Source organism: Frankia sp. CeCAU1, from assembly GCF_977971845.1.
Genome location: NZ_CDWWXA010000005.1, coordinates 19,927 through 35,968 on the forward strand (window position 1 = coordinate 19,927; position 16,042 = coordinate 35,968).

Annotated in this window: 14 protein-coding genes; 9 read left to right on the forward strand and 5 right to left on the reverse strand. The window is 70.5% G+C overall.

Annotated features, from left to right (window positions below; translation table 11 throughout):
• Positions 1–52: 52 nt before the first annotated feature.
• Positions 53–1,828, reverse strand: coding sequence for a hypothetical protein (locus tag AC08OO_RS01945; protein ID WP_476608728.1), 1,776 nt, complete (start codon positions 1,826–1,828; stop codon positions 53–55).
• 530 nt (positions 1,829–2,358) lie between these two features.
• Here AC08OO_RS01945 and AC08OO_RS01950 point away from each other — a divergent pair.
• The gene (locus tag AC08OO_RS01950) at positions 2,359–3,768 is read left to right on the forward strand and encodes a DUF2786 domain-containing protein (protein ID WP_476608729.1); all 1,410 of its coding nucleotides are present in this window, start codon (positions 2,359–2,361) and stop codon (positions 3,766–3,768) included.
• Between the two features lie 14 nt (positions 3,769–3,782).
• On the opposite strand, the gene AC08OO_RS01955 is transcribed toward AC08OO_RS01950, so the two are convergent.
• The 4 genes from AC08OO_RS01955 to AC08OO_RS01970 form a co-directional block, all read right to left on the reverse strand.
• Positions 3,783–3,959: a hypothetical protein gene (locus AC08OO_RS01955; RefSeq protein ID WP_476607419.1), complete on the reverse strand. Its 177-nt coding sequence runs from the start codon at positions 3,957–3,959 to the stop codon at positions 3,783–3,785.
• A gap of 99 nt (positions 3,960–4,058) precedes the next feature.
• Positions 4,059–4,469, reverse strand: coding sequence for a DUF3224 domain-containing protein (locus AC08OO_RS01960; protein ID WP_476608730.1), 411 nt, complete (start codon positions 4,467–4,469; stop codon positions 4,059–4,061).
• Positions 4,470–4,504: 35 nt separating this feature from the next.
• Complete coding sequence (locus tag AC08OO_RS01965) at positions 4,505–5,692, reverse strand: winged helix DNA-binding domain-containing protein (RefSeq protein WP_476608731.1); 1,188 nt, start codon at positions 5,690–5,692, stop codon at positions 4,505–4,507.
• 9 nt (positions 5,693–5,701) lie between these two features.
• Positions 5,702–6,091: a DUF3224 domain-containing protein gene (locus AC08OO_RS01970; protein ID WP_476607422.1), complete on the reverse strand. Its 390-nt coding sequence runs from the start codon at positions 6,089–6,091 to the stop codon at positions 5,702–5,704.
• Between the two features lie 522 nt (positions 6,092–6,613).
• Between AC08OO_RS01970 and AC08OO_RS01975 the strand changes: the two genes are divergently transcribed.
• The 8 genes from AC08OO_RS01975 (at position 6,614) to AC08OO_RS02010 (ending at position 16,023) form a co-directional block, all read left to right on the forward strand.
• The gene (locus AC08OO_RS01975) at positions 6,614–7,003 is read left to right on the forward strand and encodes a nuclear transport factor 2 family protein (protein ID WP_476608732.1); all 390 of its coding nucleotides are present in this window, start codon (positions 6,614–6,616) and stop codon (positions 7,001–7,003) included.
• Positions 7,000–8,589 carry a class I adenylate-forming enzyme family protein gene (locus AC08OO_RS01980; protein ID WP_476608733.1) on the forward strand — a complete coding sequence of 530 codons (1,590 nt, stop codon included), beginning with the start codon at positions 7,000–7,002 and terminating at the stop codon, positions 8,587–8,589. Before AC08OO_RS01975 ends, AC08OO_RS01980 begins: the two co-directional genes overlap by 4 nt.
• Positions 8,583–10,097: an ABC transporter substrate-binding protein gene (locus AC08OO_RS01985; RefSeq protein WP_476608734.1), complete on the forward strand. Its 1,515-nt coding sequence runs from the start codon at positions 8,583–8,585 to the stop codon at positions 10,095–10,097. The genes AC08OO_RS01980 and AC08OO_RS01985 overlap by 7 nt, the downstream gene beginning before the upstream one ends.
• Positions 10,094–11,047, forward strand: a complete 954-nt coding sequence (locus tag AC08OO_RS01990) for an ABC transporter permease (RefSeq protein ID WP_476608735.1) — start codon at positions 10,094–10,096, stop codon at positions 11,045–11,047. Before AC08OO_RS01985 ends, AC08OO_RS01990 begins: the two co-directional genes overlap by 4 nt.
• An 89-nt stretch (positions 11,048–11,136) precedes the next feature.
• The gene (locus tag AC08OO_RS01995; RefSeq protein WP_476618171.1) at positions 11,137–11,919 is read left to right on the forward strand and encodes an ABC transporter permease; all 783 of its coding nucleotides are present in this window, start codon (positions 11,137–11,139) and stop codon (positions 11,917–11,919) included.
• Entirely contained in the window at positions 11,916–13,481 is a 1,566-nt protein-coding gene (locus tag AC08OO_RS02000) for an ABC transporter ATP-binding protein (protein WP_476608737.1), read from the forward strand. Before AC08OO_RS01995 ends, AC08OO_RS02000 begins: the two co-directional genes overlap by 4 nt.
• A gap of 36 nt (positions 13,482–13,517) precedes the next feature.
• Positions 13,518–15,014, forward strand: a complete 1,497-nt coding sequence (locus tag AC08OO_RS02005; protein ID WP_476608738.1) for an MFS transporter — start codon at positions 13,518–13,520, stop codon at positions 15,012–15,014.
• Positions 15,015–15,054: 40 nt separating this feature from the next.
• The gene (locus AC08OO_RS02010) at positions 15,055–16,023 is read left to right on the forward strand and encodes a DUF6039 family protein (protein WP_476618172.1); all 969 of its coding nucleotides are present in this window, start codon (positions 15,055–15,057) and stop codon (positions 16,021–16,023) included.
• Positions 16,024–16,042 lie beyond the last annotated feature (19 nt).

Below are 16,042 nucleotides of genomic sequence, written 5' to 3' on the forward strand. Positions count from 1 at the left end.
ATGTAGGAGAAACGCTTCGCCAGCGCGAGCAGCTGGACCGCCTCCCGCACTGTCATCCCGGCCGGCATCCCGGCCGGCCGTCGCGAAGGCCCCAGACGCCGAACGCGAACAGCAGCGTCCCGCACGCCGGATAGTCGATCGTGGCCCGGCTGCGTCGCAACGCGTCGGCACACCGGACGAGACCGGCGCGAAACAGGTCGTGGCCGGTGGCGAGGTCGTCGGCGCTGGCCGCGTGCCAGGCGAAGGCGGCGAGCGCCACCGCGTCGCCGGCCAGCACCCAGGGCTCGACGCCGGTCGTTGCGACGCCGGGCCATCGCAGCGCCCGCATCCCCGCTGCCGCGTCCAGATGCTGGCGCAGGCCCCCAGCCGTGTCGCCGCGCACGATCGCGAGCTCGGCCCGGCCGATCGCAGCCATCATCGGGCCGCCGTACACGGCCCCGTCCGACGGGTCGATCCGGGCGAGATACTCCTCGGCCGCGTCGAGCCGGCCGCCGTTGACGGCGTCGAACGCCAGCAGCACCCGCAGCTGTGCGACGTCGTCGCGGGCACCGAGCCGTTCCAGGACCGGCAGGGCCGCCTGGGCGTGGGAACGGGCGACGGCGAAATCTCCGCGCCGCATCGTCAGCTCGGCCAGCCGGGTGTGCACCATGGCCGTCAGCCACGGCCATTCCCGCGGTGTGGCCAGGGCCAGCGTCTGCTCGGCGGCTGCCGCCGAGGCCAGTGCCTCACCGGCGTTCTCGTGCAGATGGGCCAGCCACACCAGACAGACCAGGCGCAGGTGCCGGTCGGCACCGTCCGCCAGCCGCACGAGCTGTGTCTCGGTGTCCGTGGGCTGCGCCGGGTCGAGGGCGAGCAGCACCCGCGCCGTGTTGGCCAGCCACGGGTCGCCCGCAGCCTCGGGGCCGAGCCGCTCCAGCAGCTCGCGGATCGGCGCCGGGAGAAGCCCGTCCCCCACGAAGATCGCGACCGTCGCCATCGCGGTCCCGGCAGCCACGGCAGCCTGGGCCACGGCAGCCTGGGCCACGGCAGCCTGGGCCGCGGCGGGCTGCGGTGTCCAGCCGGACAGCATCGCGGTGACCGCGTCGATCAGCACCGACATCCGGAGGTGCTCGCCGCGGATCGCCCAGAACATACCGAGCACCGCCAGCAGCCGCACGACCGTCTCGGTGTCGCCGTCGGCCACCGCGTCACGCAACTCGTCGGCGAGGTTCGTCTCCTCGGCCGCGATCGCGTCGATCGCCGCGAACTGCCGCTCCGTGACCAGACCCACGCCGTGCCGGGTGGCGTAGCCGACCGCCCAGTCCCGCTGGGCCCGTCGCGCCGCGACCTGCTCGCCGGATTCGGCCAGCCGCAGCCGGCCGAACTCCCGGACCGTCTCCAACATCCGGTAACGCACTCCGCCGGCCGGCTCGCGCACGCTCAGCAACGACTGTTCGACGAGGTTCTGCACCGCGTCGACCGCGTTGACGGGATCGGAACCCGCTGCCTCGTCCAGGTCCTCGTCGTCGGGCTGCTGCGCGTGCGCCGCCTCCAGGAGCCCGAGCGCCTTGGCATGCTCACCTGTACGACTCGTGGCCCGGGCCAACAGCAGTCGGGCCGCCGCCAGGTCGCGGCCGGCCGCCCGGCGCACGTCGGCGAGCGGCCCGGAGCCGTTCACCGGCACCGGCGGCAGCGCCGCGCCGAGGTCCAGCGCAGCGCGGGCCCGCTCGACGGCGGCCCGCGGATCGACAGCGACGAGCTCGGCGGCCTCGGCCACCAGCCGGCCCAGCAGACAGCTGTCGACCTGCGTCGGCGGGAGACCGAGCCGGTAGCCGTCACCGTCGCGCACCACCGCACCGGCACCGCACGCCGCCCTGGTCCGCGAGACGACCAGACGACCACCTGAAGGCCCTTGGCCGGGTTGGCCAACGACCCCTCGCCCCAGATCATCTCGGCCAGCCGCTGCGCCCGCACCGGCCGGCCGGGCTCGGATGCCAGCGCCGCCAGCAAAGCTCGGGGGCGGTCGCCCATCACCGGGGTGCCCTCCCAGCGCACCCCGTCCAGGAGCATGAGGCTCACGACCACTCTGATCAGTCTAGAACGGCAGCCAGGAACGATCCGTACGTCCCCAGGAGCGTTGCCAGGGCCGGTTCCGCGGTCGAGCGACATGGTCCGGGCGACGACATGGTCCTGGGCTGGTTCGTTCGGGCCGCCCGCCGAGCACATCGCCATGACGAACCTCAACGAGGTGAATAAGTGGATCATTCTGCCGTATGGCCGCGGAATTGATCATCGAACCTGGGGTCGGTCCTTCTCGCTCCGGTCGACATGCGATCCTTGGGGACGAGAGATCAGGATTCCCTCTGAGCGAGGTGATGGGTGGGCAGCCGGAACCGGGAACGACGCAAGGCAAAACAGAAGGCCCGCGCGAACCGTGTCCGCGCCCAGGCGCCGGAGTCCGGGGCAGGGGCCTTCTACCAGGAGGAGCGCGGCCAGCGGGAGATGTTTCGCCGGATCGCCGATCAGCTGGTCGCGGCGGCGCTGAGCGCCCAGCTCGCCCGGGATGAGGCGGCACTGGCCGAGTACGTGGAGTTGCTCGTCGCCGCGCCGGGCGGGCCGGCCGGACGCCGAGTTGTCAATCGGTCCCTGGCCGGGTGGTTCGACCGCACCGTCGAGGCCGCCTGGCAGCGCGGCTGGCAGCCGGCTGACGTGCACCGGATCGTGAACCGTCAGGCGGGCCAGCGCCAGGCGCGACTCGCCGTCGACGCCATCGCCGGCCAGATGCGGCAGTACGCGGCCGCCACCGTCGACGAGCGGTGGAAGAACCAGCTGTATGATCTTAACGCCGTTCTGTGGTGGGAGGATGACGGCACCTGGCTGGACGCCTGGGGTGACCGGGAGGGCCGGGACCGGGTGGAGGCGCTTGCCGACACCCTCGGTCTGCTCACCCTTCTGCACACCCTTCCCGCGATCGAATCCCTGTGCCCCCCACCAGGCACCACACGACGCGACCCACCAGGTCGCCCTGCGGGACGCGGCCACGGCCAGGCGGACCCGGGCCGCCGGGCCGGGGCCGGCCGGAGCGCCGACCCACGCATCCTCGACAAGGTCCGGGCGCTGCTGGCGAAGGCCGAATCGACCGGGTTCGCGGACGAGGCTGAGGCGCTGACCGCCAAGGCACAGCAGCTCATGGCCCGGCACAGCATCGACGAGGCGCTGCTCGCGGCGCGGGAGGGAACCCGCGACGAGCCGGCCGGCCGCCGGGTCGGCGTCGACAGCCCTTACGAGGCGGCCAAGGCCAGCCTGCTCGACGTGGTCGCCGGTGCAAACCGATGCCGTTCGGTGTGGACAAAGAACCTCGGGTTCGCCACGGTGATCGGTTTCCAGCCTGACCTCGACGCCGTCGAACTGCTGTACACCTCGCTCCTGGTCCAGGCGACCGCGGCGATGATGCAGGCCGGGTCCCGCCACGGGCGGTCCCGCACCCGGTCGTTCCGCCAGTCGTTCCTCGCCTCGTTCGCGGTCCGGATCGGCCAACGCCTGACGGCCGCTACCGAGCAGGCCAGTGAACAGGCCGCGGCCGAGGCGGGCGAGAGCCGGCTGCTGCCTGTGCTCGCCGCCCGTGGCGACGCCGTGAAGGAGGCAGCCGAGACGATGTTCCCGCAGGTCGTCGCCCGGGCGGTGAACGCGACCGACGGCGAGGGGTGGGCGTCCGGCCGGGCCGCCGCTGACCTCGCCTCCCTGCACACCTACGGCGAGGTGACCACCGCCCGGTCCCGACAGCAGTGAAGGGCTTCGCCGTCTCATGTGGGGTGTGGGAGTTTCTTCCAGCAGGTGATCGTGGCGGCCAGAGTGAGGAGCCCGAGGAAGTTCCGGCCATCGCGTTCGTAGCGGATGGTCAACCGGCGGTAGCCATCCAGCCAGGAGATCGTTCTCTCGCCTTTCCACCGATGCCGGCCGAGACGTTCGGTACTGTCCACCGTTGTGTTCACACTGCCCGCCGGAGACGCACCCACCTGGCTGGACACGCGTCAGGGCTGTTCGCCGCGCGCTGGATCACCGACATACCCGGGGGGAGCTCACTCGTCGAGTTCGTAATCGAACCAAATGTGGTGGGTGCCGTCGGAGTCGATCTCCATGCCGCCGGTGCCGCGGATGCCGGTAAGTTCGCCGGCGCCGCTGGAAGGCACGATGGTGAAGAACTCGTCGTAGCGATTGGTGCCGGTGGTGGCGGCGGAGTGCACGAAGTTGAAGGCACCCTTCCTGCCGCCGAGCGTGCCGTCGAAGGACTCCATGGCCACGTAGGTGCCGACACCGCTTGAGCGGTCGAAGGCCGCGGTCAGCAGAGTGGCCGAGCGGCCCGTCAGTTCGCCGGCGTAGTGCTTCTCCATGGTCCACACGCCAACAGGCAGGCCTGTCCCGAGGGCCGGTCTGGGAGACAGTTCCGTTTGTTCGAATACGGCTACGTCGAAAGTTCCGGAAGCCTTCATGGCGGCATTGTATCGGTTACCGAACCGCCTGTGAATCAGGGCTCTTCGAAACGGATCGTATGGGATGCGGCTTCCGGACGCATGAAGCGGGCGAGGCGCTCGGCTTCTGTGGCAAGCGCTTCCCGGTCTTCGTGGCTCGGCTCGGTGAACTGCTTGAGGACGACGCAGACGGAACCGCCTTTTATCTGCTTCGTCTCCACCGACCATATTCCCGCCACGAGGCCGTCGACCAGAATCGTGGGTAACAGCTGTAGATTCGCCTTCATGTAGACGAGGCCCTTGTAGGCGTCCGGAAGGATTCTTCTGCGGTATTTCGCGTCGTAGGCGAGCAGGGCGCTGTCGAACCACGGGAGCAGCCGCACCGGAGCCGGAGTCGCGGAGTCCGGGCGCGGGGCGTCGGGGAGGTCGTACAGCGTGCGTCCCGCCTCATCGGTGAGGCGGGCGAGGCAATCGCCCAGTTTGTCGAGTACTGGCCGGATCTGCGGGACGCGGCAGCCGAGCCAGTACGCGACGTCCTCCGCCGCGGCGGGGCCGAAGGCGCGCAGATGACGCGGCACCACCTCGGAAAGGGCGGCATCCGCCGCCACGCCGTCACCCGTGATCGGGGATTGCGGCGCGGCGGTGTGCTCGGCGGGGCCCTTGGCCGTGTTCCAGTTCCCGTCGGCCGGAACCCGCAGGAATGCGCTGGTACGCAGGAACAACCTGAAGGACCGCTCGCGCAGCCAGGCGACCTGCTCCGCGGCGAGTTCCTCGGGGCGCGCGGCCAGCCACTTCTCGATGAACTCTGCAATCTGCGCTCCGCTGAGCGCCTCGCCCTCGGCGAAACGGTACAGGTCCCGGCGTAGCTCGTCGAGCGGAGGCAAGCTTCGCATGGACTTCGGCAGGAAGAACCGCCAGTCGTTCGTGCCGGCATACTCGGCCACCGCCGAGTATGCCGGGTGCTCGCGGGCACTGACCAGGTGGAACGTGCCACGGAGGAGGATGCCGTTGGCGAGCTCGCGCGCGGCCAGGGCCTCGTGCACCTGCCGGACCGTCACCTCCCGCATCCGGGAGAAGAGCGCGACCGGCGGCGCGGGCCAGTACTGGGACTGCACCGCGCCGATCCGCTCGACGACCTCGGCGAGCGGCAGGTCGTACGGCTCGAGCAGGCCCTGCCTGGCCAGCAGCGCGCGGCCGAGCGCACGATCGGACAGGGCCGGACCTGGTGCCGCCTTCCCTCTCATCCGCGGCCGTCAGGAGCCGAGTTCATAGTCGAGGATGAAGGCGTGCCCGGGGGTGATCTGCGCGGTCCCGGTGATGCCGTCCAGCTCGCCGGTACCGGAGCCCGGCAGCACGGTGATCATCATCTCGTTCTCCGCGCCGAGCGACCGGGCGTTGTGGACGAGTACGAAGCTGCCCTTGCGGCCGTGCAGCGTGCCCTCGACCCGTTCCACGCCCACGTACACGCGGGGGCCGTCGCCCTCCACCAGCTGCCCCATCACGAATTCGATGCAGCTGGTGGCGGTCAGGTCGCCGGTGAAGCTCTTGGTCCAGCGGGCGCGGGTCATCTCCGCCCCCAGCCACTCGACGGGGGAGCCCTGCCGACTGTCGATGGTGAGTTCGCTCTCAGCGCGCTGAGTCATCAGATCACCGCTCCCTTACGGCTCGCTCCGTACCCTATCCCTGACCATCCCTGACGTGCCGCCACCGCTACGAACCGATGGCGTTGCGTGTCCATGCTAGCCCCGTGTTTCGCACATTGGGTTGCGTTGCGCCATCCGGCCTCTGTGATCTTGTTGTTGGGTCGGGGGGAGCCGGGCGGGTCGGGCACCGCCGGGGCCGTCGAGTTCGCGCAGGTTGGTGTAGGAGACCAGCTTGGTGTCCCCGACCAGTAGGAACCGCCGCGGGCCGGCGCTCCTTGGGATGGCCGTCCCGGCGGCGTCGCGTAGCCGGGGTCGGTGCCCGGGACTGCTCAATACGGTGTAGTCAGATCAATACGGTGTAGTCAGAGCCCGTGCACACGGCATGCTCCCCGGATTCGGCATTCGGACCCGGGTTCGCCGGACGCTCACTCCTGAGCAGACGGCGGCGTGGTATGCGGGCCACAGTCCTGTGCGACGGAATGGGAGATCGCCACCGTAGCAACGGGACTGGAGGTTGGACCGATGGCCGACGCGATACCGGAGCTGCAGCAGCAGATGCCGCAACTGCATCCGGTGTTCAGCGAGATGGTCCAGCGCCTGATGACCGACGACACCGACGGGCTGATGGAGCTCTACCACCCGGAGGTGGAGTGGACCCGGTTCCAGAAGGTGCTCCGGGGCCGCGGCGAGGTGCGTGCCTTCCTCGACGACTACAAAAAGATGGGCCTGGCCTTCGTCGAGGTGAACGAGTACGTGCACACCGTGGACACCATCATGACGCGCAGCACGATGTCGGTGAAAGGCGAGAACATCGTCGCGTTCGGGGCCTACGTCATCCGCGACGGCATGATCTGGCGGGTCTTCGGCGCCGATGAGGGCGGTGCGCGGGACTGGTGGGCGGAGCAGGCATGAGCTCCAGCACCTCGGCCGAGGTGACCGCCGCGCCCGGCAGCGGCGCCGGGCAGCCTGCGCCGATGATGGTGGTGCCGGACCTGATGACCGCGCGGCTCGAGTCCACGCCGGACGCGGTCGCGTTCAACGTCGACGGCGTGGACGGGCCCACCTTCGCGGAGTGGGATCGGCGCGCGACCTCGGTGGCCTATGGGCTACTGGCCCGCGGCGGGAGCACCGGGACGCGGGTGGCCCTGTTGTTCGAGGGCATGGACTGGGGGGCGTACGCGGTCGCCTATCTGGGGCTGCTCAAGGCGGGGGCCACTGCGGTGCACCTGAACACCGGCCTCGCGCCGGCCGAGGTCGCCCGTCGGCTGACGCAGTGCCGGGTCGCGGGGATCATCCACGCGCCGGCGCTGACCGTGCCCGCCGACTTCGACGGCTGGACGGCGACTCCCGCCGACCTCGACTCGGGGATCACCGACCCGGTGCCGGTCGAGATCTCGCCACTCGACATCTCCGACATCCACTACACCTCGGGCACGACCGGACTGCCCAAGGCGTACCAGGTGCCGCACGGCAACCTGACCTACGGCCGTTCGCCGAGCTGGTTCAAGCAGTTCGGCGACGCCGAATACATGCTCGTGCCGATGGTCCTGGGCACCGGAACCAGCGCCACGGTCATCAACATCGCGCTGTCCTCGCCCGCGGTGGTCGTGCTTGTGGACCCGCGTTCGACGGAGCGGATGGGCGAACTGGCCGCATCGCTGCGCGTCGGCTCGGTCATGCTCACGCCGGTCATCGCGCTGGACATCATCGAGCGGAAGCTGACCGAACGCTACGACCTGTCCAGCGTGCACACGCTGGCGTGCGGCTCGGCGCCGCTGGCCCCGGCGACGGCGAACACCCTGCTCGCGATGTTTCCCGGCGTGAAGATCTCTACGGCCTGCTCGCAGTCCGAGGCAGGGCCGGCGCTGGTGGTGAACGTCTACGATCCCGAGTGCCCGACGAGCGTGGGCAGGCCGAGCCCGATCACGGAGTTGCAGATCGCGGACAAGCACGGCGAGCCCGCGCTGACTGGTGCCGTCGGCGAGATCTGGCTGCGCACGCCCGCGCCCAGGCGCACCTACCTCGACCTGCCGGAGATCACCGACGAGCTGCTGGTCGACGGCTGGCACCGCACCGGCGACCTGGGCCGCCTCGACGACGAGGGCCGGCTGCACCTGTTCGACCGGGTTGTGGATGTGATCCGGGTCGGCGGCGTGATGGTCTCCTCGCTGGAGGTGGAGGCGGCGGCGTACGGCTGCCCAGGGGTGCGCGAGTGCGCGGCGATCGGCGTGTCCGATCCGGTGGACGGCCAGCGCGTGTTGCTGGTCGCCCGCCTCGCGCCCTCGACGACGGTGGCCGAGCTCGAGGCGCACCTCGACGCGCGGCTGGACGAGCGTCGGCGGCCGGTGCGGATCGTGCTGTCCGGCCCGCTGCCTCGCACGCTCAACGGCAAGGTGCTCAAGCGCGAGCTGCGCGCGCAGTACGGCGCTCCCGGCCGTAGCCCCGCCGCGGACGTTGTCCATCGGCGGTCTGAGAACACGGGGGATATTTCATGGTGAGCCGGCGCGGATTCCTGGCCGTGAGCGCGGGCGCGGTGGGCGCATTCTCGCTCGGCGCCTGCAGCAGTTCGAGCAGCCCGAGCTCGTCTGCGTCCTCGGGCTCGGTCAAGCTCCGCGTAGCCGCTGCCGACACCACCGGTAGCTCAGGGCTCGATATCAGGACAATGGGATATGGCGCCAGCTATGTGGTGATGTACCACCTCTACGACTCGCTGGCCCATCTCACCGGCTCCGGGTACACCCTCGGCCTGGCGTCGTCGGTTTCGTCCAACAGGGATGCCACGACGTGGACCATCAAGCTGCACGACGGCGCCACCTTCCACAACGGCGCCCCGGTGCGGGCCACCGACGTCGCCTTTACCTTCAAGACCCTGGCCTCGCCGCACAGCAACCGAGCCTCGGTCTTCGCGGTCATGGACACCGCCGCCATCACCACACCCGACGACCTGACCGTCGTCGTGCCGCTCAAGGCCGCCCGCGGCGACTTCGTCGAGTCGATCCTGGCGATCTTCTCGCCGATCATCCCTGCGGGCACGACGAACTTCAGCGTGGGCATCGGCTCCGGGCCGTTCAAGTACGCCGGGCAGAGCGAGGGCACGATCAAGCTGATGCGCAACGACTCCTACTGGGGCACCAGGCCGACGATCACCGAGCTCGACGTGGTGCAGATCGCCGACGCCGACACCAGGCTCAGTGCCCTGAAATCAGGGCAGGTGGACTACGCCGTCTCGATCAGCGCGGTCGGCGCGCAGGCCGCCGTGGCCAGTCCCGGCATCAACGTGATCCGCGGCGGGGCAGCGAACTCGAACGCACTGTCCTTCGCCATGAACACCACGCTCCCGCCGTTCAACGATCCGCGCGTGCCGCAGGCGGTGCGCATGACCGCCGACCGCAACGCGCTGATCCGGAACGCGCTGCTCGGCTTCGGCACCGTGGGCGACGACGTCGTGGGAAAGGGCTTGGGCGGCTATGACACGTCGCTGCCGCGGCGCGATCAGGATCAGGCCCAGGCCCGCGCTCTGTTCTCGGCGGCTGGGGTCAGCTCGCTCACCCTGGACACGGCGGAGATCGTACCGGGCATGACCAACGCCGCCCGCCTACTCGCGCAGCAGCTCTCGGCGGTCGGCGTGACGCTGAACCTCAACCAGACACCGCCACACTCTTACTATGCCGACCTGGCCGCGCTCGTCAAGCGGCCGTTCCAGGCCTTCTATTATGACAACCGGCCGATCGAGGTGCACCTCGGAGCGGTCACCGCGCCCGGGTCCCCCTTCAACGTGACCGGCCTGGGCAGGAGCTGGTGGACGAAGCTCGCCGCGGCGCAGGCCGAGCCGAACGCCACGCAGCGTGCCGCGCTGTTCGACGAGCTGCAGCAGTATCTCCACCGGTCCGGCGGCGACCTGCTCTGGGCCTTCCAGGAGGAGCTTGACGCGTCCCGCCCCGGGATCAGCAGGGTGCAGACCGTGCAGTCGACGCCGGTGTTCCGCACCGCCACGGTCACGGCGTGAGTCTCGTCCGAACCCTCGCCGGCAGGGTGCTCTCCGCGCTGGGCACCCTGCTCGGCGTGTCCCTGTTGTTGTTCGGGTGCTGCAACCTGGTGCCGGGTAAGACCGCCACGGCCGTGCTCGGCCCAGGAGCGAGCGCCGTCCAGATCGCGCAGTTCAACCATGCGGCCGGGCTGGACCGGCCGCTGGTCTCGCAGTACCTGGCCTGGCTCGGGCGCGCGGCGCGCGGCGATCTCGGGCAGAGCTGGGTGCGGAACGAGCCGGTATCCTCGGTGATCGGCAGCGCGCTCGGCGCCACGCTGATCCTGGTCGCCCTCGCTGGCGGCCTCACCGTGCTCGGCTCGCTGGCGGTGGGCGTGTACGCGGGGCTGCGGCCGGGCCGCGCGGTGGACACCCTGCTCACCGCCGCGTCGGTCACCCTCGTCTCCATCCCGCAGTTCGTGCTGGCCTCGCTGGCGGTGCTCGTCTTCGCGACCTGGCTGCACTGGCTCCCGGCGGTCTCGCTGGTGCCCTTCGGCGAGACGCCTTTTTCCCGGCCGAAGATACTCGCGCTGCCGGTTGCGGCGCTCGCCTCGTTCGGCATCGCCTGGGCGGGACGGCTCGTGCGTGCGTCCGTGCTGGACGCCTCGCGCAGCCCGCACGTCGAGGCGAGCAGGCTCGCTGGTCTGTCGGAGTGGGCCGTGGTGCGCCGCCACCTGCTGCCCTCGGTCGCGGGCCCGGTCTCGCAGACGCTGGCATGGCTGGTGGGCGCGCTGGTCGGCGGAACCGCCGTGGTAGAACGCCTGTTCGCCTATCCGGGGCTCTCGCAGCCGCTGACCGAATCGGTCACCCGGCACGACACGCCGGTGGTCGAGGGCGTCGGGCTGCTGCTTGCCGCGATCATCTTAACTGCGCTCATCCTCGCGGACATCATCGGCCTGATCGCCGATCCGCGAACGAGGACGCCCCGATGACCGGCGGCTCGCTCACCGCGCCCGACACGGCGCCCCGCGCCCAGAAGACGGCACCCGCGGGCCGGGGCACGTCAGCGCGACGGCGCCGGGTGCCGGGCTGGCGCATCGCGGCGATCGTGCCCGGTGCGCTCGCCGCCATGCTGGCCCTCATCGGCAGTCGGCTGCCGCACACTCAGCCGTCGCGGATCGTCGCCGCGCCCTATGCTCGGGCAGGACACGGCCTGTGGCTCGGCGCCGACAGCGCGGGCCGCGACGTCCTCGCGCAGGTGCTCTGCGGAGGCCGCGCGCTGGTGCTGATCCCGGTCGCGGCGACCCTGCTGACCGCGGTTCTCGGCTGCGCGCTCGGGATTCCGGCGGGGTATTTGGGCGGCCGGGCCCGGCAGGTCCTCGCCGCCGTCGAGGACGTGCTGATCGCGCTCCCGCCGGTGCTCGTGCTGCTTACGCTGCTCGACGGCTGGGGCTATTCGGCGTGGTCGCTGATCACCGTGGTCGCGCTGACCGGCGTGCCGGTGGTCTCCCGGGTAGCGCGCAGCGCCACGTTCCAGGTGCGCAACCTCGGCTTCGTCGACCAGGCGGTGGCCCTCGGCGACGGCCGCGCGACCGTCATGGTGCGCGAGATCCTGCCGAACATCCTCGGCCCGCTGCTCGCCGATGCGGGCGCCCGCCTGGCCCTGGCCATCACGCTCACCGCCTCGGCCGGCTTCCTCGGCTTCGGCCCGGACACGCCGAACTGGGGGGCCATGGTCAGCGCCAACATCGAAGGGATCTCGCTTTCGCCCTGGGGCGTGCTGGTGCCGGGTGCACTGCTGGCCCTGCTGACCATCGGCGTCAACCTCGCACTCGACATGGTAGCCGCGAGGTTCGAGGCATGATCAATCTCTACGAACTCACCATCGAGACCGCGGACGCCAGCCGCGTGGTGGTGGACCGGCTCGACCTCGCTCTTGCGCCGGGCGAGCGGGTCGCCGTGGTCGGGGAATCCGGTTCGGGCAAGACAACGCTGGCGCTCGCGATGCTCGGGCTGGTGCGCGACGGGCTGCGCGTGGCCGGGGGTCGCGTCGAGGTCGCCGGGCACGACGTGCTCAGATTGGCCCCGCGTCCGCTGCGCGCGTACCGGCGAGGAGTCGTCTCGTACCTGCCGCAGGACCCCGCCTCCGCGCTCACCCCGTCGATGCGGGTTCGAGCGCTGCTGACCGAACTCGTTCCGCAGGACACCGATCCCGCCGTCGAGGAACGGCTGGCCGCGGTGGGCCTACCCGCCGACAAGGCGTTCCAGCGCCGGTACCCGCACGAGCTGTCCGGCGGGCAGCGGCAGCGGGTGGCCGTCGCCCGTGCGCTTTCGAACCGGTCCTGCGTGCTGATCCTCGACGAGCCAACCACCGGCCTCGACGCGGTCAACCGCGGAGTGGTGCTGGACACGGTGGGCGCGGTCGTCGCCGAGTACGGCCTGACCATGCTCTTCATCACCCACGACCTGACTGCGGCCCGCCGGATCACCGACCGGATGGTCGTGCTGCACCGCGGCCGCGCGGTGGACGACGGTCCGACCGGCGCGCTGCTCGACGCGCCGGTCGTGGACTACACGCGGCGGTTCGTGGACAGCGTCCCATCCCTTGACGAGGCGGCCGACCGGGTCGATGAGCCCTCGGCGCGGACCGACGCGCCGCTCCTGGAAATCAGGGAACTGACAGCAGGGCACGGTTCACGCCGGTCCGCGCGGCTGACCGCGGACGGCGTGAGCCTTCAGCTGCGGCGGCGCGAATGCCTCGCGATCGTCGGCGAATCCGGTACCGGGAAGACCACGCTGCTGCGTTGCGTCAGCGGGCATCAGCGTCCGATCTCCGGCACCGTCCTGCTCGACGGCGAGCCACTGCCGGCCCGGCTGCGCGACCGCAGCATCACCCAGCGCGGCGCGGTGCAGCTGATCAGCCAGGACCCCGCGGGCACTCTCAATCCGCGGCGCAGCGTTGGCGCGGCGCTCGAGCGGCCGCTGTGCGTGCTGCGCGGGATGGCCGCCGCCGAGGCGGCCGAGGAGCGCGACAGGCTGCTGACAGAGGTGGGGCTCGATCCGGCCGTGGCCGCCCGCCGCCCGCGGCGGCTGTCCGGCGGCCAACAGCAGCGCGTCGCCATCGCCCGTGCGCTCGCGGCGCGACCGCGCGTGCTGTTGTGCGACGAGATCACCGCTAGCCTCGACGTGCGCGTGCAGGCCGGGGTAGTCGACTTGCTCCGGCGGCTGATCGAGTTCGAACATCTCGCCGTCGTGCTGGTTACCCACGATCTTCCGCTCGCGGCCCGGCTCGCGGACCGCGTGCTGATCCTCGCTGACGGGCGGATCCGCGAAGAGGGACCCACCGGGCGCGTCCTGCCGCGCCTGACCGACCTGTGGACCCGCCCGCTCGTGGCGGGCGCGAGTTCGGGCCCCGCAAAGCGGTGAGTCACACGCACCACAGAACAAGGGCTGGAGTAAACCATGGCAGAGGTCCTGATGAACGACTCCGCGGGGCAGCCCCCGCGCGGCGCTGCGGACGAGGCGCCACCGCAGGCGGCGAGCCGCCCGGCGATCAGCCCCGTAGTGCTGCCACTGCTCCTGCTGGCCGAGTTCATGATCCAGGTCGACGCCACGATCGTGAACGTCGCGCTGCCCACCATCAAGTCCGACCTCGGATTCACCAACGGCTCGCTGGCCTGGGTGGTCAACGGCTACGTGCTCGCCTACGGCTCCCTGCTGTTGCTCGGTGGCCGGCTCGCGGACGTCCTCGGCCGGCGCAGCCTGCTGATGATCGGCATCACCGTGTTCACCGTCGCCTCGGCGGTGTGCGTGTTCTCGACCCTCCCGCAGGAGCTCGTCCTCGCGCGCGTGGTGGAGGGCGCGGGCGGTGCGGCCATCGCTCCCGCGGTGCTCTCGCTGATCATCACGATGTTCCCGGAGGGCAAGCCGCGCGCCTCCGCGCTCTCGGCCTGGGGCGCCGCGGCAGCCTGTGGCTCGGTGTTCGGCTCGCTCATCGGTGGCGCGCTGACCACCGGCGTCGGCTGGCGCTGGGTGTTCATCATCAACCTGCCGATCGGCGCCGCGGTGCTGCTGTTCACCCCATGGGTGATGGTGGCGGGCCGCTCGGAGCGGCCACCGAAGCTGGACCCCTTCGGGGCCGGAGCGATCACCCTCACCCTGTTCGCCCTTGTCTACGCGGTCATCGGCACGGAGACCCACGGCTGGCGCTCCGCCCAAACGATCGCGTTGCTGGCGGTCGCGGCCGTACTGCTGCTCGTGTTCATCGCGGTGGAACGGCGGCACGACGACCCGATCCTGCCCGCGCGGCTGCTGGTCAGGCGTAACACGGCCGGATCCATCGCCACCACGGTCCTGTTCGGCTCGGCCCAGCTGGGCTGCTTCTTCTTCGTGACCCTGTACCTCCAGCAGGTCTGCGGCTACTCGGCGCTGCGCACGGGGCTGGCGTACCTGCCGATCATGGTTGGCTTCGGTGTCTCCTCTGGCCTCGGCAACTCGCTGGTCAAGGGGCGCGACGGGGTGCGCGCGAGCCTGGCCGTCGGTCTACCGTTGATCGCCGCGGGCCTGTTCTGGCTGGCCACCGTACCGGTGCATGGCGGCTTCTGGGCGCACATCGCTGGTCCGACGCTGATCACCGGCCTGGGTCTCGGCCTGACCTACGTGCCGCTGTCGGTCGCGGTCACCGCCGACGCGGACCCCGAGAACACCGGCGTGGCCTCGGCCCTGTTCACCTCCTCGCTCATGGTCGGCAGCGCGGTCGGCCTCGCGGTCTTCTCCACCGTCTCCAGTGGCCGGACCTCCGTCCTGCTGGCCGCCGGTCACCGTCAGGTGGATGCGCTCGTCGGCGGATTCCACCGGGTGTTCTTCATCGGCGGGGTGCTCGCACTCGTCGCAATGGTGATGGCGCTTTTGGTTCTCCGCGTCGCCGGCACCGGTCTGCTCAGAAATGAGCAGACCTGATCCCCGGCACAGCCTAATGTCGGGTGCAGGATCCGCGACCGTGAGGTGGACTATGATTCGGTATTCTGAGGTAGAAGGCGAGCGCGTCGAAATCGTGCCGCCGGCCCAGCACCAGACCGCGGTTCCCGCCGCGGAACTGTTGGACACCTCGACCGCGGGCGTGGTCGTGGAACGGGTCGCGCAGGTACGCGCGGAGTTTCGGAACGAGGCGCGGAAGTTCGCGCGGGAGCTCGCCGAGCATATCAACAAGCGGCAAAACGGAACGGCCACTGTCTTCGTGTACGAAGAGACCTTCGGCACGAAGGACAGGATCCACTTCCTGATCCATCTGAAGTCCCTCGCCAGCTATTACCCGATGGTTCTGATGGGCGATCAGGACCAGGCCTACCGCGATTCCATCACCAAGGACCGGGTGGAGGAGGACAAGGGCGGCGGCGCCTGGGACCGGCTGTTCGTGGACGGCAGTATGCAGGAGACCGTGATGCTGCCCCAGTTCTGGGGCATGTACGGCACCGTGGCTGACGGCAGGCTGGAGAAGCAGTCCACCGTGTACACCGACCACTCGGTGGACAACGTGCCGCCGGCCTGGCAGCAGACCAAGCAGGCACGCGAGCTGCACCTGCACTCCGGTAACGCGGGCATCCTGATGCACCGCAGCGCGCAGATCGACTACAACTTCCGCTCCGAGGCACGCAAGTTCGGCCGCGACGTCGCGGACTCGATCAACGACAACCTGCCCGGAGACTGCACTGTCTTCGTGTACGAAGAGGCCTTCGGTACGGCCGACCGGCTGCACTGGATGATCCACATGAAGGATCTCACCACCTACCAGCGGCTGCTCGAGCTGCACGTGCGCAACGAGGCCGTGCGCAACCTCTACTTCGAGCAGCGCATCCCGGCCGAGAGGGGCGGCGGCACCTGGGCGCGGATGTTTGCGCCCGACTCCATGCGCGACATCACGCTCACCCCGCACCACTGGGGGCTGTACGCGACCCGGGCCCAGGGCTGAGGCCCGCGGACCCGAGCCC

Coding starts and splice junctions, on each gene's coding strand:
- AC08OO_RS01960 (WP_476608730.1), bottom strand. CDS start 4,469: ATGAAGGCTTCCGGAACTTTCGACGTAGCCGTATTCGAACAAACGGAA.
- AC08OO_RS01965 (WP_476608731.1), bottom strand. CDS start 5,692: ATGAGAGGGAAGGCGGCACCAGGTCCGGCCCTGTCCGATCGTGCGCTC.
- AC08OO_RS01970 (WP_476607422.1), bottom strand. CDS start 6,091: ATGACTCAGCGCGCTGAGAGCGAACTCACCATCGACAGTCGGCAGGGC.
- AC08OO_RS01975 (WP_476608732.1), top strand. CDS start 6,614: ATGGCCGACGCGATACCGGAGCTGCAGCAGCAGATGCCGCAACTGCAT.
- AC08OO_RS01980 (WP_476608733.1), top strand. CDS start 7,000: ATGAGCTCCAGCACCTCGGCCGAGGTGACCGCCGCGCCCGGCAGCGGC.
- AC08OO_RS01985 (WP_476608734.1), top strand. CDS start 8,583: ATGGTGAGCCGGCGCGGATTCCTGGCCGTGAGCGCGGGCGCGGTGGGC.
- AC08OO_RS02000 (WP_476608737.1), top strand. CDS start 11,916: ATGATCAATCTCTACGAACTCACCATCGAGACCGCGGACGCCAGCCGC.
- AC08OO_RS02005 (WP_476608738.1), top strand. CDS start 13,518: ATGGCAGAGGTCCTGATGAACGACTCCGCGGGGCAGCCCCCGCGCGGC.